Source organism: Lentisphaerota bacterium (assembly GCA_016873675.1).
In the GTDB taxonomy this organism is placed as follows: Bacteria; Verrucomicrobiota; Kiritimatiellia; order RFP12; family JAAYNR01; genus VGWG01.
In genome coordinates, this window is sequence record VGWG01000041.1 from 1 (window position 1) to 24,570 (window position 24,570).

The 24,570-nt window shown below is 64.4% G+C and carries 23 protein-coding genes; 10 read left to right on the plus strand and 13 right to left on the minus strand.

Going from position 1 to position 24,570, the window contains the following annotated elements; all coding sequences use genetic code 11:
- From FJ222_06900 to ribF, 6 genes are all read left to right on the plus strand, one after another.
- Positions 1-813, plus strand: an 813-nt coding sequence (locus tag FJ222_06900; protein ID MBM4164151.1) for a 2,3-bisphosphoglycerate-independent phosphoglycerate mutase, incomplete at its 5' end; no start/stop codon positions are given.
- Positions 806-2,179, plus strand: a complete 1,374-nt coding sequence (locus FJ222_06905) for an N-acetylmuramoyl-L-alanine amidase (GenBank protein MBM4164152.1) — start codon at positions 806-808, stop codon at positions 2,177-2,179. The genes FJ222_06900 and FJ222_06905, both read left to right, overlap by 8 nt.
- A 225-nt stretch (positions 2,180-2,404) precedes the next feature.
- Positions 2,405-2,758, plus strand: coding sequence for a DUF3127 domain-containing protein (locus tag FJ222_06910; GenBank protein MBM4164153.1), 354 nt, complete (start codon positions 2,405-2,407; stop codon positions 2,756-2,758).
- 72 nt (positions 2,759-2,830) lie between these two features.
- Positions 2,831-3,370 (plus strand): flavin reductase family protein, encoded by a 540-nt coding sequence (locus tag FJ222_06915; protein MBM4164154.1) that lies wholly within the window; start codon positions 2,831-2,833, stop codon positions 3,368-3,370.
- Positions 3,357-4,250, plus strand: a complete 894-nt coding sequence (gene prmC, locus FJ222_06920; GenBank protein ID MBM4164155.1) for a peptide chain release factor N(5)-glutamine methyltransferase — start codon at positions 3,357-3,359, stop codon at positions 4,248-4,250. The genes FJ222_06915 and prmC overlap by 14 nt, the downstream gene beginning before the upstream one ends.
- Before the next feature lie 133 nt (positions 4,251-4,383).
- Positions 4,384-5,307, plus strand: coding sequence for a riboflavin biosynthesis protein RibF (gene ribF / locus FJ222_06925; GenBank protein MBM4164156.1), 924 nt, complete (start codon positions 4,384-4,386; stop codon positions 5,305-5,307).
- Positions 5,308-5,318: 11 nt separating this feature from the next.
- On the opposite strand, the gene FJ222_06930 is transcribed toward ribF, so the two are convergent.
- The 11 genes from FJ222_06930 to FJ222_06980 all read right to left on the minus strand — a co-directional run bounded on the left by FJ222_06930 (position 5,319) and on the right by FJ222_06980 (position 18,975).
- Positions 5,319-6,293 (minus strand): Gfo/Idh/MocA family oxidoreductase, encoded by a 975-nt coding sequence (locus FJ222_06930; GenBank protein ID MBM4164157.1) that lies wholly within the window; start codon positions 6,291-6,293, stop codon positions 5,319-5,321.
- Positions 6,294-6,317: 24 nt separating this feature from the next.
- The gene (locus tag FJ222_06935; GenBank protein ID MBM4164158.1) at positions 6,318-6,965 is read right to left on the minus strand and encodes a phosphopantothenoylcysteine decarboxylase; all 648 of its coding nucleotides are present in this window, start codon (positions 6,963-6,965) and stop codon (positions 6,318-6,320) included.
- A 12-nt stretch (positions 6,966-6,977) separates the two neighbouring features.
- Positions 6,978-8,777 carry an ABC transporter ATP-binding protein gene (locus FJ222_06940; protein ID MBM4164159.1) on the minus strand — a complete coding sequence of 600 codons (1,800 nt, stop codon included), beginning with the start codon at positions 8,775-8,777 and terminating at the stop codon, positions 6,978-6,980.
- Entirely contained in the window at positions 8,774-9,682 is a 909-nt protein-coding gene (locus tag FJ222_06945; GenBank protein ID MBM4164160.1) for a hypothetical protein, read from the minus strand. Before FJ222_06945 ends, FJ222_06940 begins: the two co-directional genes overlap by 4 nt.
- Positions 9,683-10,054: 372 nt before the next feature.
- A complete protein-coding gene (locus FJ222_06950; protein ID MBM4164161.1) occupies positions 10,055-10,324 on the minus strand; it encodes a PqqD family protein in 270 nt (89 codons plus the stop codon).
- 3 nt (positions 10,325-10,327) lie between these two features.
- Positions 10,328-12,709, minus strand: coding sequence for a hypothetical protein (locus FJ222_06955; protein ID MBM4164162.1), 2,382 nt, complete (start codon positions 12,707-12,709; stop codon positions 10,328-10,330).
- Between the two features lie 117 nt (positions 12,710-12,826).
- Positions 12,827-13,420, minus strand: coding sequence for a hypothetical protein (locus FJ222_06960; GenBank protein ID MBM4164163.1), 594 nt, complete (start codon positions 13,418-13,420; stop codon positions 12,827-12,829).
- Between the two features lie 299 nt (positions 13,421-13,719).
- Complete coding sequence (locus tag FJ222_06965) at positions 13,720-14,736, minus strand: phosphotransacetylase (protein ID MBM4164164.1); 1,017 nt, start codon at positions 14,734-14,736, stop codon at positions 13,720-13,722.
- Between the two features lie 3 nt (positions 14,737-14,739).
- Positions 14,740-15,972, minus strand: coding sequence for an acetate kinase (locus FJ222_06970; GenBank protein ID MBM4164165.1), 1,233 nt, complete (start codon positions 15,970-15,972; stop codon positions 14,740-14,742).
- A gap of 138 nt (positions 15,973-16,110) precedes the next feature.
- Positions 16,111-17,553, minus strand: a complete 1,443-nt coding sequence (gene uxaC, locus FJ222_06975) for a glucuronate isomerase (GenBank protein ID MBM4164166.1) — start codon at positions 17,551-17,553, stop codon at positions 16,111-16,113.
- A gap of 153 nt (positions 17,554-17,706) precedes the next feature.
- A complete protein-coding gene (locus FJ222_06980) occupies positions 17,707-18,975 on the minus strand; it encodes a glycoside hydrolase family 37 (protein MBM4164167.1) in 1,269 nt (422 codons plus the stop codon).
- Between the two features lie 941 nt (positions 18,976-19,916).
- Here FJ222_06980 and FJ222_06985 point away from each other — a divergent pair.
- The 3 genes from FJ222_06985 to FJ222_06995 are packed head-to-tail and all read left to right on the plus strand — an operon-like array spanning position 19,917 to position 22,116.
- Complete coding sequence (locus FJ222_06985; GenBank protein MBM4164168.1) at positions 19,917-20,333, plus strand: PqqD family protein; 417 nt, start codon at positions 19,917-19,919, stop codon at positions 20,331-20,333.
- A complete protein-coding gene (locus FJ222_06990) occupies positions 20,330-21,343 on the plus strand; it encodes a ribonuclease HIII (protein ID MBM4164169.1) in 1,014 nt (337 codons plus the stop codon). The genes FJ222_06985 and FJ222_06990 overlap by 4 nt, the downstream gene beginning before the upstream one ends.
- 11 nt (positions 21,344-21,354) lie before the next feature.
- A complete protein-coding gene (locus tag FJ222_06995; GenBank protein MBM4164170.1) occupies positions 21,355-22,116 on the plus strand; it encodes a restriction endonuclease in 762 nt (253 codons plus the stop codon).
- On the opposite strand, the gene FJ222_07000 is transcribed toward FJ222_06995, so the two are convergent.
- A complete protein-coding gene (locus FJ222_07000) occupies positions 22,092-23,015 on the minus strand; it encodes a site-specific DNA-methyltransferase (GenBank protein ID MBM4164171.1) in 924 nt (307 codons plus the stop codon). The two genes, FJ222_06995 and FJ222_07000, sit on opposite strands and share 25 nt — an antisense overlap.
- Positions 23,012-23,383: a helix-turn-helix transcriptional regulator gene (locus tag FJ222_07005; protein MBM4164172.1), complete on the minus strand. Its 372-nt coding sequence runs from the start codon at positions 23,381-23,383 to the stop codon at positions 23,012-23,014. Before FJ222_07005 ends, FJ222_07000 begins: the two co-directional genes overlap by 4 nt.
- Positions 23,384-23,630: 247 nt before the next feature.
- Here FJ222_07005 and miaA point away from each other — a divergent pair.
- On the plus strand, positions 23,631-24,570 hold a 940-nt coding region (gene miaA, locus FJ222_07010; GenBank protein ID MBM4164173.1), incomplete at its 3' end, for a tRNA (adenosine(37)-N6)-dimethylallyltransferase MiaA.

A 24,570-nucleotide genomic window follows, 5' to 3' on the forward strand; every position in this document is an offset into this window, starting at 1 on the left:
GGCGACGCGGTGATGCACACGAACTATCGGCAGGACCGCGCCATCCAGCTCACGCAGGCCTTCGTGCTGGACGGCTATGCGGGGAAACGCAAGGCGCGCCCCCGGGTCGCCTATCTCGGCTTCACCCGCTACTGGGACGAATTCACCGAGTACCTGCTGGGCGCGATGGGCGGCGACGGCGGCATGGAGCATCTGCTGGGCGAGGTGGTAAGCGCGGCGGGATTGCGTCAGTTGCGCATCGCGGAGACGCAGAAGTTCAGACACGTCACCAGCTTCTTCAACGGCAAGTCGACGCAGCCCTCGGCGGGCGAAGACCAGGTGGACGTGCCCAGTCGCTTCGATCCCGCGACCTTCGCGCTCCATCCCGAGATGGAGGCCTACCCCGTGACAGAGGCTTTGCTCCAGCGGCTTGAGCACAACCCTTACGGGCTCATCGTGGTCAACTACGCCAACTGCGATATGGTGGGGCACACCGGGGTTCTGGACGCCGCGCGGCGGGCGGTGGAGATCGTGGACGCGTGTGTCGGCACGGTTGTCGCCCGGCTTCTGGAGCTGGATGCTCACATCCTGATCACGGCCGATCACGGCAACGCCGAGCAGATGCTCGACTACGTCACCGGGATGGTCAAGACCAGCCACACGCTGAACGAGGTGGAGTGCATTTACGTGGCGCGGGATGCGCCGGGGAAGCGCCTCGCCGCATCGGGCAAGCTCTGCGACATCGCGACGACGGCGCTGGCGCTGCTGGGGCTGCCGATTCCCGCCGAAATGACGGCTCAGAACCTGCTGGCAAGGAACGACACGGATGGATAGCCGATGGCCGAGTTTCCGGGGGGGCGCCGTTCCATCGGACCCTGCAGACGCGACGGAGACCCGCCGCTGGTCGCGCATCCGCAGGCGCCCATGCACACGGCCGGAGCCGACGCGAAGCGATGCCCCGGCAGGGCCTGTGCGGCGGGCGCCCCTCACCTCGCTGCGCCTCGCGCGACTCGCCAGCATCACGGCAGCCGCACTCGTCGCCTGCGGATTCACATTCAGCAACGCCTATCGCAGCCCGCGCAACAGCGAACGCGAAGTGCGCAGGAGCACCACGCTGATCATCCTGCACACCACCGAGGCGCCGGCCAAGAGCGCCCTCAACAAGCTGAGCGAGCGCGGGGAGATCCACTATGTTGTGGACACCGACGGCATGGTCTACCGGGTCATTGACCATCGCCGCATCGCCTTTCACTGCGGCCGCAGCATGTGGAACGGCAGGACGCAGGTCGATGATTTCGCGGTCGGGATCGAAGTTGTCGGCTATCACAACAAGCCGATGACGGCGAAGCAAACGATCACGCTGGCGGCGCTGATCGGCGAGATCCAGAGCATCTACAAGATTCCAGACGAGCGGGTGCTGCCGCATTCGATGGTGGCGTATGGCGCGCCCAACCGCTTTCACAAGCGGAGTCACCGGGGCCGCAAACGGTGCGGCATGCAATTTGCAACCTGGGCGGTGCGTCAGAAGCTGAACCTCACGGCGCAACCGCGGTTCGACCCCGACGTCCGCGCGCGCCGGCTGGTGAATGCCGACCCCTATCTGGCGCAGGTGCTCTTCGGATCGGCCGCGCAGCAGGACCAGGCGCTGGCAAAATACACAGCGGAGGAAACCACCGTCATCGGCCCGGGACGCACGGCATGGGACATCGCCCGGGACGCCTACAACAGCACCAACACGGTCTACGTGTTTCCGGATGGTTCCAGGCGGACCGGCAATGGAATCCGTGCCTGGGGGGCGATTCCGACCGGAACCCGGGTCCTGTTGAACGAGGCGTGCGCCGACGCGGAGCCGGTGGAATCCTTCAAGACCATCGGCACCGACGGCAAGACCGCCGCCGATTTTGCGGGGGAGGAAACACGGCTCGACACGACCTATTATATCTACCCGGCGGGCGGCAGCTTCAGCGGCTCGGAACTCAGCGCGGCGGCGATCGCGGCGCTGCCGCGCGGCACCCGGGTGCTGGTCGGCTACAAGCGGATCGGCCCGATCCGCGCGGGAACCCGGGTCTACGAGATCTGCGGCGCCAAGTGGAAGGCACCCGACACCTATTTCCTCTATTCCCACGGCCTGCTCAAGCCGGGCAGTGAAATGGACGAGAGCAAGATCCCGGTGGGCCTGTATTTGTTCTACAAGAACTGACTTCTCTCTTGCAAAACCCCTCTGGGGTGTTTGCAAGAGAGAAGTCAGAATACAGGAGTCAGGAGTCAGAATAATAGAACACGTTGCCCGTGAGAAGGTTCCAATTCTGAATACTCAATTCTGGCTTCTGAATACGGCGCTGACCGATTACACCTTGTCCCGTGGCGGGTCTTCTGGCATAATGGCCCCAACTGCATTTCTTCCATACACTAAGCGAGGCGCGCCATGTCCACAAGTTTTGAGCTGATCGGCACGGTCAAGGTCGTGATGGAGCCGATGACCTTTGCCAGCGGTTTCACGAAGCGGGAGTTTGTCATCACGACCGAGGACGAGCGGTTCCCGCAGATGATCAAATTCCAGACCGTGAACGAGCGGTGCGCGCTGCTGGCGGGGCTCGCGCCGAACGACCGCGTCAAAGTGCGGTTTGACATCCGCGGCAGTCTGAGCACCAAGAACGGGGAGCGGTATTTTGTAGACCTTCAGGCGTTCCAGATCGACAAACTGGACGGGAAGGGCCAGTCGGTGACCCACAACGAAACCGAGCCCGCGCCAACCGAAGACGAGCCGATGCCTTTCTAATGCGGGCTTGCGCCCGCAACCCTCACCCCGGCCCTCTCCCAGAGGGAGAGGGAGCAAACAAGGAATCACGCGATGGAAAAGCCTGTGCTGCATGATTTGAATCCCGGCTCGTTGCGGATCGACCCGATGGCGCTTTTTGACAAGCAGTGGTTGCTGCTGACATCCGGTGATTTCGCCGCTGGGCGCTTCAATACCATGACCGTATCCTGGGGCAGTTTGGGCACGGTCTGGAACAAGCCCTTCGTGCAAGTCTTCTGCAGGCCGCAGCGTCACACGTACCTGTTCATGAAGACGTTCCCGACCTTCACGCTGAGCGCCTTCCGTCCGGCCTGCCGTGACGCGCTGCAACTCCTAGGCTCCAAGTCTGGAAAAGACGGCAACAAGATCGCGGAGTCGGGGCTGACTCCGGTGGCGGCCAAGCGGGTTGCGGCGCCAACGTTTGCCGAGGCGGAATTGGTTTTCGAATGCAGCACGATGCACGCGCAGTTTCTGGATCCGAAGGGCTTCCAATCCCCGACCATCGAGGCGAACTATCCATCGCGGGATTATCACTGCGTCTTCTTCGGTGAAATTCTGGCCGTGCGCGGCATCGCCTCTTATGCAGCAGAATGAAGAACGGCCGGATGCCGGCGGTCAGCCGCTGGTGGAGCTGATCGATGCGGGCAGCGCCTATCTGGCGCGCAAGGGCATCCCGTCACCCCGGGTGGTGTGCGAACTGCTTGCCGGGCGATTGCTGGGTGCGCCCCGGCTCGGGCTTCATGATTTTCTGCCGCTCCCGGTTGGCACCGCGCGCACCGCGGCTTTGCGCCGGGGGCTGGCACGGGTAGCGGCGGGCGAACCGGTCCAGTATGTGCTCGGCGAGTGGGATTTCCGCGGATTGACGCTCACGGTCGATCGCCGGGCGCTGATTCCCCGGCCTGAGACGGAACAGCTCATTGATCACGTCCTGGCCACACCTGCGCTCTGGCGCAACGAACGGCCGCGGGTGGTCGACGTGGGCACCGGCAGCGGCTGCATCGCGCTGAGTCTGGCTCAGGAGCGGCCTCAGGCGCGCCTCGTGGCGATTGACAGCAGCGCGGACGCGCTCGAACTGGCGCGCGAGAACGCCGACCGCTGCGGCCTCGCGGCATGGGTTGATTTTCGCGAGGGATCGGGATGCGGCGCCTTTCGGGCCGGCAGCATCGACGCCGTGGTGTCCAACCCCCCTTACATCCCCAGCGGCGTAGTGCCGACGCTTGATCGCTGGATTTGCGACCATGAGCCGCTCGCGGCGCTCGACGGTGGAGCGGACGGTCTGACCTGCATCCGCGCGATCACCCGGGATGCCGCCATGGTGCTCAAGCCGGGCGGGTGTCTTTTTTACGAGATCGGCGATGATCAGGGGCCCGCCGTGCGCGATATTCTTGAATCGCACGGGTTTGGCGATGTCGCGATTTGCAACGACTGGTCGGGACGGACGCGTTTTGCGACGGCCCGCCTGCGCGGACTGTGAGAAGAGAAAAGCTGAAAGCTGAAATGCTGAAAGCTGATGATCCCGCCCTTGCATCCTGCCGGCGCATCGGTTACCCTTATGCCCTCACTGCGCATGCGCTTCTACACCCGACGCCGGAGGCCCTCGTGACGCGATGCACACGCTGATCCAACCCGATGTTTTTCGCGGCCTTGCGGCCCCGGTCGTTCTTGCTGCGGGCTTCTTTGACGGTGTCCACCTCGGCCACCGCCGCGTGCTCGACGCCGCGATTGTGCAGGCCCGGGCCTCGGGCGGCCAGGCGTGGGCGCTGACCTTCGACCAGCACCCGCTCGCCGTGCTTGATCCGCAGCGGCGGCCGCCGCTGCTGACCCCGATCGAACACCGCCTCGGCCTGCTCGGGGCCGCCGGCATTGACGGCTGCCTGATGATCCCCTTCACGCGGGAACTCGCCGACTGCACGCCGGCCGACTTCATCGCGCAGATCACCGACGGCCCGTGCCGGCCCGTAAGCGCCGTCTGCTGCGGCGCCAGTTGGCGATTCGGCAGGCACGCCGCCGGCACACCCGACTGGCTGCGCGCGCACGGCATCGCTGTGACGATCGTCCCGGCCGCGCGCCACGCGGATCAGGCCGTCTCCAGCACCCGCATCCGAGAGGCGATTCGATCCGGCGACCTTGCGGCGGCCGCTACCATGCTGGGACGGCCCTACGCGATCTGTGAAACGGTGCGGCATGGCCGCGGCGTCGCCCGCACGCTTGGGATGGCGACCGCCAACATCCAGCCCGAAGCCGAAGTTCTCCCCCCCATCGGCGTCTACGCCGTCCGATCGGCGATCGGCGACCGTCCGGTTGAAGGCGTCGCCAACCTCGGGTTCCGTCCCACCTTCCCCGAAGCCCAGACCCCCAGCCCGATCCTCGAGGTCCACCTCTTCGACTTCGCCGGCGACCTCTACTCCGCCCGCATTGACATCGCCTTCATCGCGCGCATCCGCGATGAGTGCGTCTTCCCCTCCCCCGCCGCTCTCGCCGCGCAGATCCGCGCCGACTGCGAGGCCGCGCGCACCGCGCTCCGGGCGTGATTCGGAGTGCGTCAGAACGGATAGCGGACGCCCCACTGACCGATGAGGCCTGACGACACTTCGGCCAGGCGCAGGGTGTCGCGCCACGGGAGTACGGGACTTTCCAGAAGGCCCTTGCGGATGCAGGCCATCGCCTCCGCGATCTCGTACTCGAAGCCGTTCTTGAGGTGCGGCGTCCGGACCCGCTCCTCGGCGCCGCCCGCGCGGAGGATGGCCTCCTGGGCGCTGAAGAAGGATGGGATTTCGATGCTGCCGTCGGTACCGGCCAGCCGCGCGTGCGCGGTGCCGGGGGTCCGCACGCCGCAGGTGAGCACCGCCTGGGCGCCGTCCGGCCATTGGAAGATGATCGCCGCCTGTTCGTCCACGCCGGTCTTGCCGATCGCGGCGGAGCTGGCCGCCGGGTCGGGCAGGCTGCCGAAGGCCCACTGGGCGAGCGACAGGACATAGACGCCGACATCGAGCAGGCCACCGCCCGCGAGCTCGGGATTCAGCAGGCGCGACTCGGGGTTCCAGCCGCAGCGAAAGGAGAAATCGGCATCGAGGCGTCGCAGCGGGCCGATCCGACCGGCATCCATCCAGCCGCGCGCCGCAGACAGCGCGGGCAAAAAGCGCGTCCACAGCGCCTCCATGAGAAACAGGTTGGCGCGGCGCGCGGCGGCGATCATGGCGGCCGCATGCTCCAGCGTCGCGCCCAGCGGCTTCTCGCACAACACCGGTTTGCCCGCCGCCAGGGCCAGCAGGACATGATCCCGGTGGTAGCTGTGCGGCGAGGCGACGTAGATGGCATCGAGATCCGGGTCGGCCACGAGCGCGGCGTAACTGCCGTATGCACGCGGAATGGCGTGGCGGGCGGCGAATGCCTCGGCCCGGCCAAGGTCGCGCGAGCCGACCGCCGCCACGGCCGCGTCCGGAAGGGCGGTCACGGCTTCGGCAAATTGTCCGGCGATGCGGCCGGGTGCGAGGATTCCCCAACGGAAGGTCTGCATGGTTTAGGGTTCAGGTGTCAGGTGTCAGGGTTCAGGGTTCAGGGGGTGTAGACGCTCCAGGCGGTCGAGGATGCGGTCGGCGGCTGCGTGTTTGGTCAGCAATGGCAGGCACTCGGGATCACAGCCGGGGGCCAGCAGCGTGACGCGGTTGGTGTCAACGGCAAAACCCGCGTCGGACCGGGAGACGTCATTGGCGACGAGCAGATCCAACCCCTTTGCGACGAGTTTGCGTTGCGCCTCGGCGAGCGGGTCGCCGGTTTCGGCGGCGAAGCCGACGAAGAGACGCTCGCCCTTGTTCGGCCGCAGGGTCAGCAGGATGTCGGGATTGGGCTCGAGTTCGAGGACAGGCGCCATGTCGCGCTTCTTCAGTTTGACGGGGCTGGGCCGTTTCGGACGCCAGTCGGCCACGGCCGCGCACATGATCAGCGCCTGGGCGGCGGCCAGCTCGCGGCGGACCGCATCGAGCATCTCGCACGCGCTCACCACGTCAATGCGGCGGACGCCGGCTGGGGTGTCGCAGGCGACCGGCCCCGCGACCAGCGTGACCGCATGACCCCGCGCGGCCGCGCGTTCCGCGAGAGCGAAACCCATCTTGCCGGTGGAGCGGTTGCTGATGAAGCGCACCGGGTCGAGATGCTCGCGGGTCGGCCCCGCCGTTATTAGAATGCGCATGTTGCACCTCCTCTATGAACAGCCCTCAGCCGTCCAGCCGCGTTCCGTCACCGTCCCGTTTTCGAGCACGATCACGCGGTCGGCAAACGCCAGCAGTTCGGGCCGGTGGCTCACGATCACGGTCATGCGGCCGGCGGCGGCGTCCTGGAGCAGGCGGCAGATGTCGTTCTGGGTCCGGGTGTCGAGCGCGCTGGTGGGTTCATCCATGATGAGCAGGGAGGAGTCGCGCAGAACGGCGCGGGCAATGGCCAGGCGCTGCCACTGGCCCATGCTGGGTTCGACGCCCTCGTGGAGCCAGCGGCCGAGCGGCGTGGCGAGCGCCTGCGGCCACTGTCGCACGGTGTCGTCAAGCCCGACCCGGCTGGCTGCGGCGGCAACACGGGGGTCTTCGGGGAAACCGCTCGGATCGCCGATCCAGATGTTCTCGGCGGCGGTGAGCTGATACCGGCCGAAATCCTGGAACAGCACGCCCACCTGCCGGCGCCAGGCCACGGGATCGAAATCCCGCAGGTCGATGCCGTCCACGAGAATGCGGCCGTCGGTGGGATCGTACAGCCGGGCCAGCAGTTTCACGACGGTGGACTTGCCGGCGCCGTTGGCGCCCGCCAGCGCGAGCCGCTCGCCGGGATGCACCGTAAACGAGACCCCGTGCAGCGCGGGCCGGCCGGTGCCGGGATAGGCGAAGCTGACGTTCTCAAACACCAGCCCCGCGCGAACCGGCGAGGGGACCGGGCGCGGCGTCGGAGGCGCCTGCACACGCGCGGGCAGACCCAGCAGTTCATCAAAGGCCGTCAGAAACAGGGCGGATTGGTGCATGTCGACCAGCGCTGTCACCAGCGCGCCGACGAGTCCCTGGGCGCGCTGCACCGCCTGGGCATACATCACCAGGGCGCCCAGCGTGATGCCGCCGGCCAGGAGCCGTCCGGACATCCACAGGAGCAGGCTGGCGGCCACCACCAGCGTGAGCAGTTGCATCGCCAACTCCTCACCGAGCACCTGCTTGCGCCAGACCAGGCGCGCCGCCCGCAGGCGCTGGCGGACGGCATCAAAACGCCGGCGGCAGAAATCCCCGTGGCCGTGGAGACGCGCCTCCTTGGCATATTCGCCGGTGGTGAGCAACCGGTGGAAATAGCCGGCCTCGCGCTCGAGCGGCGTCAGCCTGCGGCGCCAGTCATACAGCCGGCGGCTCCGGTGCAGCCGCAGCGCCAGGCCCGGCAGGCCGGCGAGCGCCAGGGCCAGGGCCAGCAGCGGCTGCAAGGCGGCGAGCAGGGCGAGCACGCCGAGGAGCCCCACGGCGCTCTGGATGAGTTGGTACAGGCCGCTCAAAACGCCGACGGGGCGGGTCATCGCCTGTTCCTGCACCAGATGGAGGCGATTTTGCTCGCCGGTGTTCTCGAAGAAGGCGAGATCCACCTCGGACAACTTGCGATGCAGGAGGCCGTGGACATGGTCGCTGACGGCCATGGCGTGCTGCTCGGCCACCCAGGCAAGGAGCGTCCGCAGACCGGCGAGCGCCGCCATGACGGCGGCCCCGGCCACGAACCAGATCACCACCGCGCGGCTGGCGGGATCGTCGGCCAGACGCGCCCAAAAATCCTGCAATCCCAGCCCGCGCTGATCCGGCGCCTGCACAATCGCCGCCGCCGCATCCACGGCCCGCTTGAGCGCATACAAGGCGAAGAGAGGCAGGAGCGCGAGGAGGGTGACCAGTCCCGTCTGGAGGAGCGCCAGACGGGGCGAACTCCGCCAGGCCAGGCGCAGGGCGCGTCCGCAGGCGGCGGCCATCGCGCGCAAACGGGGGGGGTGCGTCATGCGCCGCCTCCCCTGTCGGCGGCCAGGTCGCGCCGCAGCAGATCCACGGCCGAGGCATCGGGTCGGAAGGCCAGAATCGAGGCCGGTACGGCGGCCAGCAGCGCATCAACGGTGGCGAGGCAGGGATCGAACAGCACAGGGTCCTGCCAGGGGATGGTGGCGACATGAACGAGGCGGTTGAAGGCCTCGCGGGGCGCGAGGGGCGTCAGACGGTTCTCGGCGCCGTGTTCGAGAAAGTAGATTCGGCGCAGCGGCGCCCATGCGTTGCGGGCGAAACCGGCGGAACTGGGCCAGGGCGAGCCGTAGACGCGGAAGGTCCGTGCCGGCGCTGCGCCCGCTGCGGGCGGCGGCCACTGCCGCAGCACCGGGCGCTCGTCGGTCAACACCGTGGCGCCTGCGGCATCGAGCAGCCGCGCGAGGGTGCTCTTGCCGCGGCCCGAGACCCCCACGCACAGAATGGCCTGACCATCCACAACCGCCGCATTGCCGTGGAGGACAAGGCCGCCATGCGCGCGCAGGCGCAAGCACAGCATGGCCACGCCAAAACTGCTGCCCCATGCCCGCTCATAGGACTCATAATAATCGGAGAAAAGCCGAGGATTCCAAGACACCTCGGCCTGTTCAAAGGTGAGAGGCGCGGCGATGTGCCAGAGGGTCTCGCCTGCGCGGTTGCGTCGGATCACCTCACAGGAGCGCCCGCGCACCGTAAACTCCCACGGAGCGTCGGGGGCGAGGGGGACCGCCATCACGGCGTCGTCCGGGCCGCGGCAGGAGACCGCACAGTCGAGGTCAGCGCCGTCGGCGGCAATCCAGAAGGGTGCGAAGAAACGTGGGAACTCCGACTCATTCCAATCGCCCGTGAGTGAGAAACGGACGTCGGCAAGCGACAGATTGGGATCCTTCATGGCAGTGACCGGTGAGACGTCAAGTCCCTGTACCGTGTGCGATCAACTCAAGACAACGCGCCCGGGGCGCCGACAGACATTCACACAGGCGTCAATTCCACGCCCTGATCTCACAACTCTTTGGTTGACTCCAGTGTGCCGACGCTGCCGGGGCCTCCCAGTTTCTCGCTGCCTGTCAAAGCCAAAGCCGGACTGACATAGTTGCCACCGCCGTCCAAGTCGAGTTTGTTCACCTCGGGCGCGACGTACTCTTCGCCACTATACTCTCTAGCACGATCTTGCCAGCCCATACACGTTCTCCCATTTAGGGGGCCATTTTAAACCACCCCGGCCGTTGCTGTCAACCTTTCATTCGAGGAATATCTGATTTTTTCAACCCTGTTTCTCCACCAGCCCCATCCGCGTCAAATCACTCAGAAATCGCCGCACGTCCGCGCAGGCCGTTTCGCGCGGAATGTGATACCGTGCGACGATCGCCGCATCGAGATCCTCCTCCGTGCGGGGGGTCTCAATCAGCGCCCAGAGCCATCGGCCGACGCCGTTCAAGGTATACACGCTGGCGGTACACCCCTGCACGGGGATCAGCAGATGCTCGCCGGCCACCGAGCGGGCCACCACGTCTTTCTTCTGGAGGTACGTCATCGCTCAATCCATTCTGCGCAAGCGGTAGAATCCCTGTGTCGTGACGGTGGAGACCGGAACAGCCACGGTGGAGAGCGGCGCCTGGGGTGCGATGGCTGTCCCGGGCGCAGCCCAGTCCGTCGCGTTTGTGAACGCCCAGGAGACGGCCTGCCAGTCGTCCGTGGCCAGCAGGGATGCGTTGTGTTCGATGTGGTACGTGCGGTTCGACGCCGCCTCGAACGCGATTGTCCGGCGTTCGCCATTGGACAGGCGCGCGTCCGTGATCCGGAGCACGAAATTGGTGGGGTCGGTACGGGCCTGAAGCTCCTGCCAGGTTCGCCAGCCATCCAGATCCGGATCGGCGAGATCGGCGTTGGGGGCTAACTGGCCATACTGCACCAGTCCGGCGACTTCCGTGCCCCGGGCGGTCACGTCGTGGCGGAAGACCAGCGCCGGGTCGCCTGAAAGACTCAAACACATCAACCGCTCCCTGACACCGGGGCGGCTTGAAATCAGCGGATTCTGCGCCGCCCGCCGCACCCCAAGGCGGAGCACATCGCCCAGCCGCACGGTGCCGTCCGCCGTCGCCTGCGAATAGAGATCCACGCCCACCACGTCCCCCTCGTCATCGAGGAAAAACCCCGTCGTGCCGATCGCGGCCGCAAACCCGGTGTTCGGTTCGAACAATCCATAAGGGATGATGGTTATGGACGAGGTCAGAAACTGCCACACATTGACCTGGCACCCGATCATGACGGCGATCATCGGATTCGTCCAGTTGCTCGCTTTAATGTCATTGACCGACACGGTGGTGCTGGCCCTCAAGAGTTTCCGGGGATCAAAACCGATGGATGACTTGTTGCTGTGTCCGAAGAAATGAAAGAGTCCCGAACCCGCCTTCAGCGCCGGAATCAAGCTGTTCGTCTTCACGATGATCAAGTTGCTGGGGTCGCTCGCATGGGGGTAGTTGGAGACGAACGTCCGGCCTGCGGCCTGAAGCGGCGCGATCAGCTTGTCGGTGGCGATGTCAAACGGGTAGTCCTTGTTCGGATCGGGATTGTCGGACCAATCGGGGGCCACAGCGGCATAGCGCTTGGCCAGCGTGCCGTCGCGCCGCAGCCAGGCCCCTTCGTAGGCTTTCGTCTTTTGTACCGCGAGGGCCACCTCCTGGGTCCGGGTGGTCGGCAGGCGGCCGATGGCCACGTCCGCGAGTCCGTCACTATCCACATCGCCCAGCGCCGCGTCAAGAGCCGCAGTCATGCCCAGTCCATTGTTGAAACGCTGCCCGGCGATGATTGTGGGGATCAGGCAGGCCGTGTAATCGTTGACCGAGAATCGCTGATGCTTGAAATCGAGCGCGCCGGCGCCGGCGAGCAGGAGGTAGCGCAGGGGGCGTTCTCCCCAGGCGGTGAGACCGGTCGCACAGAAAGCGCGGATGGCCAGCGGATCAACCAGCCCGAAACTGTAGCGATTGTAGAGGGACTCGACATCCACGATCACCGTTCGCAACCCTTGCGCATTGCGGAAGGCGGCCAGATCCTGGAGCGCCGCGCGAAAGCCGACGCACCACCCCTCGGGCGGAATCAGCATGACGTAGTCGGCGGCGTGGGCCGACGATTCCCAGTCCACGTCGCGCACACCGCGTACGGCGGGTTGCCGGACGCCAGCGGACTTGGAAAAAACCTGATAGACCTGTCCGCTGCCGCCGCAGGGGAAGGCCGCGATCCAATTGGAGGCCGCGCCGTCGCGCGTGAGCGTAACCGGCTCCACAACCACCGGCGCGTGGGTCGTGGTCACATCCAGCACCGCGACATCGTTGGAGGCAAATCCCGATACCGCCACCGTGTTGCTCTCCCCGCCGGTGCAGCGCAGCGCGCCATTGCGCGCGCGGTAGAGGCGCGGATACGTGAACGTACAGGACATGCAGAGAAACCGGGTGTAATCGTAGAGCGCCACGGATTCCGCTGGCTCCGTGGCGAGATTTTCAACTTTCAAAACAGCCGCATTGCCCGTCAGGTTGGTGAATGAGAATGGGTAGGTGAAGGCCTGGTACTGCTCGCCCGGCCATGTCGCCGGCGGCCCGAGTATTTTGCCGCCAACCGACACCTGCGCCACGTGTGCATCCAACGACTCTTCCACCTCGTAGACGGACATCAGATTGACGGTGACCGAGCCGGTCCATAGGTTCGTTGCACAGTCATCGAGTGGCGCATTGATTTGCACGACACGAGAACCATCCCTTCCCAGCAGAAACCCCGGATTGAAAGCGAGATACGAGGCCGGGGCATCGGCCAACGAGCTGAAGGAGACGCGGGAGAGATAGGTGGTGCCCTGGAGCGTGATCGCATCGGTGAACCACGCATTCGTCATGACCGGATCGGGTGGCGTCATCGCCAGAGGCGCCATGTGCAAGCCGGGCGCCTGGGAGACCCAGTAGACGTTTTCGGGCGCGAAACGCGAGGCGGCGGGCAGGCCGTGGAAGAGGAGCGCGTCGCCGTCGGCGAGCCAGGCGACGGGGGCGCCCTAGCAGGCGAGCGCGAGGTTGGTGCCGGCGATGGCCGCCGCCACGGCGGCGGCGTTCCAACCGCCGGCCGTCGCGAGTTCCTGGGCAGTCACGCGGTAGAGGCCCTCGTGCCGCAGGCTCAGGCGCACACGGTCCGCCGGCACGCTGTTGGTCCAGGCGCGCACGCGGTCTCCGGTCCCGATCCAGGACTTGGGCGGCGGCGCGTCAGCAGCCAAGGCCTGCGTCCCGATCACGGAGGCGAGGGTGGCCGACGGAACTTTGCGCGGCGCGGCGGCTGTCTGGATGAGGCCCTCCCACGCGGCCACCGGCTGGTCCGCGCCATGCCGGGACACGATCAGCAGGTCGTATCGCACGGAGTCGCCGGCCCGCGCGAGCGGGTCGGCCAGTTCGTAGGATCCGCCCGCTTCGTCGCCCCGTGCCCGCACGTAACCGGACCCGACCGGCTCGGGCGCCTGATCGGGACGCTGGCGCATCACGCGGAACGCCCCCACGCCGAGCTCGGCTGTGGTCTGCCAGGAGACGCGGACCTCGCCGTCCGCCGCTCGGGCCGAAGCCTCGAAACGGGCGATCTCGGCGTCCGCCGCATAGAGCACGCCCCCCCGCTTTCGCCGGCCGGCAGCGGGCGCGCACTGAGAAGGAGGGCGCTTGCGGCAGCAAACACGGGAACCCGGCAGGCCAGACGAGATAACGCGCAGTGCCTGAAATTGCTCATTGCCCGCCATTATACCATATCTGGGGCGAATTCGGCAATCCCGGGACAAGCTTCGCCGTAGTCGGTTAGCGACAGAGTGGGAGAGTGTGGGAGAGTGTGGGAGTGTGAGTGTGGGAGTGGGAGTGTGGGAGTGTGGGGAAGATGAAGATTAAGTAACCTCAACAGAACTGCCATGCGCCCCTACGCCAGCCCCTGGCAGATGGTGATGCAGATCACGCCGACGATATCGTCGGCGGTGCAGCCGCGAGAGAGGTCGTTGACGGGTTTTCCGGTGCCCTGGAGGATCGGGCCGTAGGCGATGGCGCCAGCGAGGCGCTCGGTGATCTTGTAGCAGATGTTGCCAGCCTGGAGGTCGGGGAAGATCAGGACGTTGGCGTCGCCGGCGATCGTGCCGGCCGGGTTTTTCGAGGCGGCCACGGACGGCACGAGGGCGGCGTCGGCCTGGAGCTCGCCGTCCACGACGGCGTCGAGACCGATCGCGGCGAAACGCGCGCGCGTCTTTTCCATGGCCTCTCGCATCTTGTCAACCAGCGGATGCTTGGCCGATCCCTTGGTCGAGAAGCTGAGGAACGCGAGCCTGGGCCGTTTACCGAGCAGGGAGCGGCAGGTGGCGGCGGTGGCCTGGGCGATATCGACCAACTCGTCGGCGGTGGGGCAGATGTTGACGCCGCAGTCGGCATAGATCAGGACATCGTCGCCGGAGGGCGTGGGGCGCGGGAGGTCCATGAGGAAGCATCCCGAGGCGAGGGAGATACCCGGGGCGGTTCCGACGCAGGTGAACGCGGCGCGCAGCATGTCGGGGGTCGAGGCGATCGAGCCGGCGACCAGGCCGTCGACATGGCCGCACGCGAGCAGCATATTGCCGAAGAAGAGGCGCTTGGAGGAAAGGGTGGCCGAGGCCTCCTCGAGCGTCATTCCCTTGGCCTTTCGGCGCGCATGAAGCGCCACGGCGAGCGCGGGGAGCAGGTTCGAGGCGGTGTAGTCCATGCACGGGATGCCGTGGGCGGCGAGGGTTCCGCCTGCCCGGGCCTCCGCCGCGGCCAGCTCGGCTGGGGTGGCGAGGACGACGGGCGCGCAGAGGCCGCGGGTCTTGGCCTGGATCGCGGCGGTAATGACGCGGGGGTCGTGGCCTTCGGGGAGGACGATGGTTTTGCGGGCGGCCCTGACGACGGGGGTGAGGCGTTCGAGCAGTTGCATGGGTCAGTGTCCTTGACGGGAGAGGATGGCGAAAGTCTCGCGGGCAATCATCAGTTCTTCATTGGTAGGGATGACAATCGCCGGCAGGGAGGAATCGTCGGTGGAGACGGGGCCTGACTTTCCAAAATTGGTCGCCTGGTTGCGCGCGGGGTCGAGCCGGCAGCCGATGGCGGCGAGGCGGGTGATGATCGCCTCGCGCGCGGGGAAGGAGTTCTCGCCGATGCCGCCGGTGAAGATGATCGCATCGGCGCCGCCGAGCAGGGTGTAATAGCCGCCGATGTAGAGCGCGGCGCGGTGGCCCACCATGTTGAGCGTGGTCACGGCCACCTCCTTGCCGGCAGCTGCGGCGGCGACCAGCTCGCGCATGTCGCCGGATCCGGTGCCCGCGCACCCCAGCAGCCCCGACTGCTTGTTGAGGAGCGTGTCGATCTCGTCGAGCGAGAGCTTACCCTCACGGGCGAGGTAGAGAACCACAGCGGGATCGAGATCGCCCGAGCGGCTTCCCATGATGAGGCCTGCCAGCGGGGTCATGCCCATGGTCGTATCGAGCGACTTGCCGCCGGCCACGGCGGCGATTGACGACCCGTTGCCGAGATGGCAGATGATCAAACGGGTTTGCTCCAGCGGCTTGCCGATGATTTGGGCGGCGGCGGCGGCGACAAACTGATAGGAGATGCCGTGAAATCCGTATTTGCGGATGCGGAGGTTCTCGTAATAGGCGCTGGGAATGGCGTACAGGAAGGCGTGCTTGGGTATCGTATGGTGGAAGGCGGTGTCGAACACCGCGATGTTGGGCGTGTCCGGGAAGACCGTTTCGCAGGCGACGATGCCGCCGAGGTTGGCCGGATTGTGGAGCGGCGCGAGGGGGCTGCACTCGCCGATCCCGGCCTTGGTCACATCATCCACAATGACCGCCGCCGAAAATTTCTCGCCGCCGTGCACGACACGGTGGCCGATGGCGTCCACTTCGGTGAGCGCCTTGATGACGCCGCAGGCGGGATCGACCAGCATGCGGCAAGCCAGGGCGAGGGCCTTGCCATGATTCTCGGCATGGATGGTCTGCTCGGTCTTGGCTTCGCCGTCGCGCTGATAGGCGAGATTGCCATTGGGCATGCCGATCCGTTCGACGAGGCCTTTGGCCATCATGGTCTCGGTAGCCATGCTGAAGAGCATGAACTTCAGGGACGAGCTTCCCGAATTGATCACCAGAATCTTGTCAACAGCTTGTTTTGACATGTCCATCCTTACAGAACGCCGATTGGGGCATCAACGGCCCGGAGCGAAACGGGCGCCGCGACACATCGGCCAGGCCGCGCCGGGACCCCAAAAAAGAATTGATTTTGCGCTTCCGTTGCCAAAGAATCAAGCTTGGATTTAAACTTTTTCACGCCCCTGCTTTCCCCCCTGCTCGCCAAAGCCGAAATACCGCGCCGCGTTGCGGTAGCAGATGTCCCGAACGATCTCGCCAACCCACGCGATGTCGTTGGGAATACGCCCGGCGGCGATGTCGGAACCGAGGAGATTGCAGAGGATGCGGCGGAAGTATTCATGGCGGGTGTAGCTGAGAAATGAGCGGCTGTCGGTGAGCATGCCCACGAAGCGGCTCAGCAGCCCGAGCTGGGAGAGCGCCTCGAGCTGGCGCAGCATCCCGTCGCGCTGGTCGTTGAACCACCAGCCGCTGCCCAACTGCATTTTGCCTGCCACGGGGCCGCGCTGGAAGCTGCCGAGCATGGTGGCGAGGAGTTCGTTGTCGCGCGGGTTGATCGTGTAGACGATGGTCTGGGGCAGGGCGTCGATCTGATCGAGCCGATCCCACAGCCGCGCCAGGGCCTGTGCCACCGGCCAGTCGCCGATCGAGTCGAACCCGGTGTCGGGGCCGAGCGCCCGAAACATCCGCGTATTGGTATTGCGCAGCGGGCCGTAATGGATCTGCCAGGTCCAGCCCGCCGCCGCATCCATTTTGCCGCATTCGAACAGGACGGCTGAACGGAACTGTTCGATCTCTCCGGCGGTGACCGTCCCGCCGCTGCGAGCCTTGGCAAAGATCGCGCGCACGCCGGCTTCCGTGTAGGGTGCGGCGTAGACCGTCTCCACGGCATAGTCGGAGAGGCGGCAGCCGGCGGCGGAAAAGAAATCGTGGCGTTTCTGCAGTGCGCAGAGGCAGTCGTCCCAAGTCCGCACCCCGGTGCCGACGGCCGCGCCCAGCGCATCCATCCAGGCGTTCCAGAATGCGGAGCGATCCAGGGCCAGCGCTTTGTCGGGGCGCCAGGTCGGCAGCATCCGTACCCCAAACCCTTCGCGCGCCACCTTCAGGTGATGTTCGAGCGTGTCGGTCGGGTCGTCCGTCGTGCAGACGACTTTCACGCCGCTGCGCGTCATCAGGCCGCGCGCCGAACAGGCCGGCGTGGCAAGCTGCGGATTGACCCGGTCCCAGATCGCCTGGGCCGAGGCGGGATCGAGCAGGTCGCTGATCCCGAAATAGCGCGACAGCTCCAGATGCGACCAATCATACAACGGATTGCGCAGCAGGTAGGGCATGGTGGCGGCGAACGCGGCAAACTTCTCGCGGTCGGATGCATCCCCGGTGATGAGGCGCTCGGCCACGCCATTCGTGCGCAGCGCCCGCCATTTGTAATGATCGCCGCCCAGCCACACCCGCGTCAGGTTCTCCCAGCGCCGGTCCTCGGCCACATCCTGCGGCTGCAGGTGGCAGTGGTAGTCGATGATCGGCATCGCCTCGGCATAGCCGTGGTAAAGCGTCTGCGCCGGTTCATTCTCCAATAGAAAATCGTCATGAATGAAGGGTCGTTTCGTCATGCCTGTCTCCACCTTTCCCGTGAGGCGCTTGCATAAACTCCTTCGTCGGTTATGCAAGCGCCGTATTCAGAAGCCAGTATTCAGTATTCAGAATGGGAACCCTCTCACCGGCAACGTGTACCCTTATTCTGACTCCTGAATTCTGACTTCTCTTCAGAACTCCGCGACCGGGGTTCCGCCATCCATCCAGCACATCATATTCGCGACGAGGTAGTTCCAGTTCTGGAAACCGTGATTGAGGATCGGCGCGCCGTTCTCGGGCTGGTAATATTCATGCAGCGCGCCCGTCTTTTCCAGATCCGCGCCGAACAGGGCGATCGTCTTCTGCGCGAGCTCGCGGGCATCGTCCTCAAACCCGCACGTGACCAGGCCGCGGAACGTCAGATAATTGGAGATGCCCCAGACCGGTCCGAGCCAGGACGACGGGTTTCCCGACGCGCGCAGGTTATACATCTTCTCCATCTTGGAGAGCGTCCGGACGCCGAACGGCGCGTTGAATGTGGCCGCGTTGCGGTAATGGTCCCGCACCATCCGTTTGGCCTGCCTGGGCGTGGCGATGCCCGCCCACATGGCCAGGAAGCCGGACCAGACGCCGATGCGCTGGATGAGGCACGGCCAGTCCCGGGGCTGACCCGAGTGCGCGGCGCTCCGCTGCCTCGCGACGGGCGTCAGATTCAGATCGACGCTGTAATAGAAGCCGTCGCGCTCGTCCCAGCAATGCTCGCGGACGGCCTCGCGCAGCGCGTCGGCGTCCTGCCGGTACTGGGCGGCGACTTCATCCAGCCCCACCCGGTCCAGGAGGTAGGCCATGGCCAGCAATTCCTTATACATGAGGCAATTGAGATAGATCGAGCCGCTGCTGCGGGGCGGCCGGCCAAAGGTGCAGGGGTCGTTGTCAACGCCGATGGCGGCATCGTTCTGCCAGAAGTAGAGTCCGCACGCGTGGCGGTGGTGATTGCGGTAGTTGTTGACGAAGTACTGGAGATACATCAGGTCCTCGCGCAGCCACTCGGCATCACCACCCGCCTGCTGCACGATAAACGCGGCATGCTGGGCCAGGCAGGGCTTGTGCATGTTCTGCGCGTAGATATCCGCAGGCGCCGCATTGCCGGAGCGGTTGATCCAGATGGGGATCCAGCCGCTGTGTTTCCGGGCATAGAGCAGCCAGTTCTGGATGCACCCCTTCTCATAGCCCGCGAGCGTTTCACGCTCGGCGGGATCGTTCGTGGCGGCGACGATCTGCCGCAGCGCCACGTTGGTGAGCCACGAGTCCCAGTCCCACAGGACATCGCAGTACTGGGCGCTGCCGGGAGTGAGAAACGGCAGGCCGATCTCCCCGCCCGGCTCGCGGTACATGCCGTGATAATCCGTTGCCAGAAACGCCCGTAACCGCGCCGCATGCTGTGCTGATGTGTGTGCCATAATCCCTCGAGCCTCCTGCAAAACCCCTCCGGGGTGTTTGCAAGAGAGAAGTCAGGAGTCAGAATACAGGAGTCAGACTATGAGAACACGCGGCCCGTGAGAGCGTTCCCATTCTGAATTCTGAATGCTGGCTTCTGAAACCTGCGCTTGCAGAACCGACGAAGGAGGTTTTGCAAGCGCCTCCCTCGTTCTGAAGAAACCCCGGTGGTATGCACACCATAATAACCCAACCGCACCGGCTTCTCCACTGTTAAATGGGAATTCGCCCCGATAGGGCGCATGGCAGTTCTGATGAGGTCGTTAATTCCTAATCGTAATCGTAATCGTAATCCCCCGCCCTTTGCCGATCCGGCTCGTAGACGGCTCCCGGCTCATGCACACGATCAGGGGATGTGCTGCGGATCAATCCGACCAGCATGGAGACAATTCGAACGAGGATCTCTTTTCCCGGTTCAGCCTGCGCAAGCAGCTTCTTATCTGACCGACTCCTGATAAACAGTCGAGGCTCTTGCAAAACCCCCTCTGGGGTGTTTGCAAGAGAGAAGTCAGAATACAGAAGTCAGAATACAGGAGTCAGGAGTCAGAATAATAGAACACGTTGCCCGTGAGAAGGTTACGATTCTGAATACTGAATTCTGGCTTCTGAATACGGCGCTTGCAGAACCGACGAAGGGAGGTTTTGCAAGCGCCTCAGTCAGCTTCTCATGATCAAAAACCGTTTTCACGGGTGACATTTTATGATCACATGCAGGAGCAAAGCAAGATTACGATTATGATTACGATTACGATTATGATTACGATTACGATTATGATTACGATTAAGTAACCCTCATCAGAACTGCCATGCGCCCGAATTGCTGGCTGGACTGAAAACCGGCTATACCATCCTCCCGATTCTTGTTATTATCCCGTCCGATCCTTGGACACAGGAAGGCGGATGCATGTTTGGGAGACGGAAGACGAAGTCGAATACGGGCGCGCAGCCGGCCCGGCCGAAGCCCGCCCGCGACCCTTTTGCGGCGGTGTTGATGGCGGCCGAGGGCGTGCACGAGGAGACCGGGGCGTCGGGCGCGGTGGTTCTGGTGCGCGCGATGCCCGTGCCCATGCGCTATGCGCGGCTTTTGGGCCGGTTTCTCGGCCGTGAACGAATCGCGCGCATCATTCTGGATGAACACGGCGGATTCTTCTGGCGGCAAATTGACGGCGTGCGGACTCTCGGTCAGATCGCCGAGGCCGTGCGCAAGCAGATGAACCGCTCGGAAGAGGAGACCCGCGAGGCGGCCATCACCTTTACGCAAGACTTGATGAAGCGCAACCTCATCGTCCTCAAAGTGCCCCTGACGCCGATACAACCATGACGACGCCACTTAAGACCTCGTTCACCTATACGCTCACCGGCGACCAGCAGCGGCTCCTGAAAGAGCTCGTCGCCCTGGGCAATTACAAACCCTGCAAGGTCCCCCACACCGTCGTGGCGGTCGAAGGGCCCAACTGCCACATCAACCTCTACACCAGCGGCAAGTGTCTGGTGCAAGGCAAGGGGGCGCAGGATTTCGTCCTGTTTTATCTGGAACCGGTCGTGCTGGGCGCGGCGGGCGTGGGCTACGAGGAGGTGCTGCACCCCGAGGCGGTGTCTCCGCACATGGGCATTGACGAGAGCGGCAAGGGTGATTTCTTCGGGCCTCTGGTGGCCTGCGCCGCCTATGTGAACCCTGACCTGGCGAAGACCATGCAGGAGATTGGCGTCAAGGACTGCAAGCAGCTTTCGGACAAGCAGGTGCTGGCGATTGGCTCGCGGCTGCGCGACCTGCTCGGACGCAATCGCTACACGCTCGTCGCGATTGGTCCGGAGGCGTATAACCGCCTCTACGCCAAGTTCCGCAACGTCAACAGCCTGCTCGCCTGGGCGCATGCCCGCTGCATCGAGAATCTGCTGGAGACGGTCGCAGACTGTCCGCGCGCGGTGGCCGACCAGTTCGGATCCGAACAGGTGATCAAGCGGGCGCTCATGAAGAAAGGCCGATCGATCATTCTGGAGCAGCGCCACAAGGCGGAATCGGACATCGCGGTGGCCGCCGCCTCGGTGCTGGCGCGCGAGGCGTTCCTCCGCGGCCTGCTGCGCCTGGGCACCGAGATGGGGATCACCGCGCCCAAGGGCGCCTCCGAGCAGGTGCGCGCCGCGGCCGTCGAATTGGTTCGCAAGCACGGCGTCGAGGCGCTGCTGCGGGCCTGCAAGTGCCATTTCCGCACGACCGACCAGGTGCTCGGTGCCTGCGGCAAGACCCGCGCCGATCTGCCGCCGGAGGGGCGTGTGGTTTCGCGCACGATGGAGCCGACCGCAGGCGCTGCAATAAGGGCGCACACATGACAACAACTCAAATCATGGCGCGAATCGATACGTTGGCGATTGCGCTTCGCGAACTCACGGAGCAGCAGCTTCGCCTGATCGAGACCGTCGTCGTCCAGTTTCGGCGACCGTTCCTCAGGATCGAGCGCCACTGCGACTCCGACATCGTGGATGACCGATTTCTGCACGATTTCGGCGACGTGCTGCGCATTCATCATTGCTTCTCGAAAGAGGCGCTTTCGAAGGACCGTTTCGAATACGCGTTCGAAAAGACCCTCAATTTGTCCGGAAGAACGGCGTCACTTGCCGCCTCGCGCACCAACCGCGGTCATGACATCACCATTGAAGGGGTATCCTGTTCGCTCAAGACCCAAGCTGACAAAGGCATCAAGGAACATGAAATCCACATTTCGAAGTTCATGGAGCTGGGCAAGGGACGTTGGCCCAAGACCGCAAGCGGTCTCGGAGAACTCCGCAACCTGTTCCTTCGGCACATGGACGCTTACGAGCGGATATTCACGCTGCGATGCCTGACCAAGAGTCCCGAGGGCTGGCGGTACGAGTTGGTCGAGATCCCGAAGGCCCTGTTGCAGGAAGCCGAACATGGGCAACTCGAAATCCAGCGCAAGACCAAACAGGAGACCCGACCTGGCTACTGCCGCGTCAGGGACGCCGAAGGCGAACTGAAGTTCGAACTTTACTTCGACGCCGGATCAGAGCGGAAACTCCAGATTCGTCACCTCCGCAAGAGCCTTTGCACGGTACATGGTCAGTGGTTGTTCGCAACCGGATAGAGCGGCAACGTCGGCGCGATGTGACCGATCCGGTCGAGTGCTATCTTCACGTACCCCGGGTTTAACTCGATACCGAGACACTGGCGCTGATACTCCCGGCACACTAAACCGATCGTGCCCGATCCAAAGAACGGGTCGAGCACCACGCCGCCAGGCTTCGATCCGGCCAGGATGCATAGACGCACGAGTTCCGGAGGAAAGACCGCAAAATGCGCACCATGAAATCCGTTTGTGCTGATATTCCAGACCGTGCGCCGGTTCTTTGGTCCGGCACCGTTGGCCGACGGTTCTTGGATCGCCTGAAAATCATAGAAATACGACTCTGACTTGCTCATCAGGAAGACATACTCATGCGCCCGGGTTGGGCGGTCCTTCACGGATTCCGGTTGACAGTTCGGCTTGTTCCAGACGATATCTGATCGGAGAAACCACCCGTCCGCCTGTAATGCCAAAGCCAGCCGCCAGGGCACGCCGATCAGGTCTTTCGGTTTGAGACCTTTCGGGGTCGGCGGCCGATAACTCATAGCCCGGCCAGGGTTCTTTTTGTCCGGCGCGCGCCAACGGCGGTCGCCGCTGGTGTACGAATCTCCGATGTTGAGCCAGAGCGTGCCATCTTCCCGAAGCGTTCGACGCACTTGCCGAAAGATCCCGACTAGATCGGCTATGTAGACGTCTAGATCATTCTCCGCGCCTATCTGCCCGGAAATTCCGTAATCGCGCAATCCCCAATAGGGTGGACTCGTGACACAGCACTGAAACACATTGTCCGGAATAGTGGCTAGCGCCAGGCGTGAATCCCCCTCGATGATGCGCATATCATTTTCGTGATAGACTTCTCGAACAAAAGCGGTTTGGCCCGCGTTTTCTTTCGGAATCTGATAGGTGGTGGTTTTGCTCATGTTTGCCTCTTGAGATACTCGCGTGCGATGAACTGACTCAGCAGTCGTAACGCTTGGCGTTTCTCACGTGTGCCGAGTTGCTCCAGTTCCTGTAGCTTGCGATGCAAGCGGCTGCTCATCGACCGATTGGGTGTGTCACGTCGGCCATGGACGTTGAGCAGGTCATCAACCGAAACGCCGAGCGCCTGCGCTAGGCGCGGCAAGATGGTTGTCGGCGGATGTCGGGTCTCACCTTCGTAATAAGCAATCATCCGACGGGATACGCCAATCTCGCTGGAAAGTTTCTTCTGTGTGAAACCTCTCGCCTTGCGAAACGTCGCCAAGCGTTCGCCAAAACCGTTGACATCGCTTGCTTCTTTCTTAGGCATCCGAATCTCCCTGCTGCGGCTGATGTGTTCCGTAGATGTGCCGGTTGTGAACGCCTCTCCGTTCTTCTAAAGAGGATATGCACTGTTGTACGATATTCGTACATTATTCCGTGATGAAAAGCAAGCACATTCTGATGATTTTCGCACGTCAGTGATAAATCTGATTAATCACGAAAATTGCCGTTGAACAGGTGGAGAGGTTTGCAGTATGATGCGTTCAAGAAGATAGAGTGGGAGACGATTATCCATGCAGATCCCTGTACGACCAGACAGTGTTATCGGCTTGCACCGGCCCACGGCCTTCATTCTCGTCGGCGCGACGGCGACCGGCAAGAGCGCCGTGGCCCAGATTCTGGCGGAACGCCGAGGCGCGGCGGTGGTCTCGGCCGATTCGATGCTGGTTTATCGCGGCATGGACATCGGCACGGCCAAGCCGTCCGCCGGAGAGCGCGGCGCGGTCCCCTATTTTGGCATTGATCTGGCCGATCCCTCCGAATCGTACAGCGCGGGTGCCTGGGTGCGGGCCGTGACGCCAGCGTTCCGCGCGCCAACTGCGGGCGTTCCGATTGTCGTCGGCGGCACCGGGCTTTACATCCGGGCGCTCCTCTCCGGTCTCGACGCGCCTGCGGCCGACGGTGCAGCCCGCGCGCGCTGGCAGGGCGTTCTGAAAACGGAAGGGATACCGGCATTGCAGCGCGCCTTGCTGGCGCGCGATCCACACGCGCTGGATCCTCTGGCCGACCCGCTCAATCCGCGCCGCCTGATCCGCGCCTTGGAGCGTCTCGATGCGGGGGGCGGCGCCGTCGAAAAACCTGCCGGTCAGGGTCCCGTGCCGCTGGTCGTGGGGCTGCGTATGCCCCGGCCGATCCTGCATCGCCGCATTCGCGAGCGCGCCGAACGGATGTTTGACAACGGGCTAGCCGAAGAGGTTCGCGCCTTGCGCGCCCGGTTCCCGATTGGGTCGGAGACCGCCCGCGCGGCCATCGGCTATGCCGAGGCCGGCGCGTGGCTTGACGGTCACTTGACCCGTGCTGAGGCGGTCGAGCGCACGGTCATCCGCACGCGCCAGCTCGCCAAGCGGCAGGAGACGTGGTTTCGGCATCAGGCGCAGGTCGTCTGGGTGGACGCCACGGGCTTGGAATCGGCCGCAGCCCTGGCGGACCGCGTCAACGAACAGTGGGAGGAAC

Coding starts and splice junctions, on each gene's coding strand:
- FJ222_06905 (MBM4164152.1), top strand. CDS start 806: ATGGATAGCCGATGGCCGAGTTTCCGGGGGGGCGCCGTTCCATCGGAC.
- FJ222_06910 (MBM4164153.1), top strand. CDS start 2,405: ATGTCCACAAGTTTTGAGCTGATCGGCACGGTCAAGGTCGTGATGGAG.
- FJ222_06915 (MBM4164154.1), top strand. CDS start 2,831: ATGGAAAAGCCTGTGCTGCATGATTTGAATCCCGGCTCGTTGCGGATC.
- prmC (MBM4164155.1), top strand. CDS start 3,357: ATGCAGCAGAATGAAGAACGGCCGGATGCCGGCGGTCAGCCGCTGGTG.
- ribF (MBM4164156.1), top strand. CDS start 4,384: ATGCACACGCTGATCCAACCCGATGTTTTTCGCGGCCTTGCGGCCCCG.
- FJ222_06930 (MBM4164157.1), bottom strand. CDS start 6,293: ATGCAGACCTTCCGTTGGGGAATCCTCGCACCCGGCCGCATCGCCGGA.
- FJ222_06935 (MBM4164158.1), bottom strand. CDS start 6,965: ATGCGCATTCTAATAACGGCGGGGCCGACCCGCGAGCATCTCGACCCG.
- FJ222_06940 (MBM4164159.1), bottom strand. CDS start 8,777: ATGACGCACCCCCCCCGTTTGCGCGCGATGGCCGCCGCCTGCGGACGC.
- FJ222_06945 (MBM4164160.1), bottom strand. CDS start 9,682: ATGAAGGATCCCAATCTGTCGCTTGCCGACGTCCGTTTCTCACTCACG.
- FJ222_06950 (MBM4164161.1), bottom strand. CDS start 10,324: ATGACGTACCTCCAGAAGAAAGACGTGGTGGCCCGCTCGGTGGCCGGC.
- FJ222_06955 (MBM4164162.1), bottom strand. CDS start 12,709: ATGGCGCCTCTGGCGATGACGCCACCCGATCCGGTCATGACGAATGCG.
- FJ222_06965 (MBM4164164.1), bottom strand. CDS start 14,736: ATGCAACTGCTCGAACGCCTCACCCCCGTCGTCAGGGCCGCCCGCAAA.
- FJ222_06970 (MBM4164165.1), bottom strand. CDS start 15,972: ATGTCAAAACAAGCTGTTGACAAGATTCTGGTGATCAATTCGGGAAGC.
- uxaC (MBM4164166.1), bottom strand. CDS start 17,553: ATGACGAAACGACCCTTCATTCATGACGATTTTCTATTGGAGAATGAA.
- FJ222_06980 (MBM4164167.1), bottom strand. CDS start 18,975: ATGGCACACACATCAGCACAGCATGCGGCGCGGTTACGGGCGTTTCTG.
- FJ222_06985 (MBM4164168.1), top strand. CDS start 19,917: ATGTTTGGGAGACGGAAGACGAAGTCGAATACGGGCGCGCAGCCGGCC.
- FJ222_06990 (MBM4164169.1), top strand. CDS start 20,330: ATGACGACGCCACTTAAGACCTCGTTCACCTATACGCTCACCGGCGAC.
- FJ222_07000 (MBM4164171.1), bottom strand. CDS start 23,015: ATGAGCAAAACCACCACCTATCAGATTCCGAAAGAAAACGCGGGCCAA.
- FJ222_07005 (MBM4164172.1), bottom strand. CDS start 23,383: ATGCCTAAGAAAGAAGCAAGCGATGTCAACGGTTTTGGCGAACGCTTG.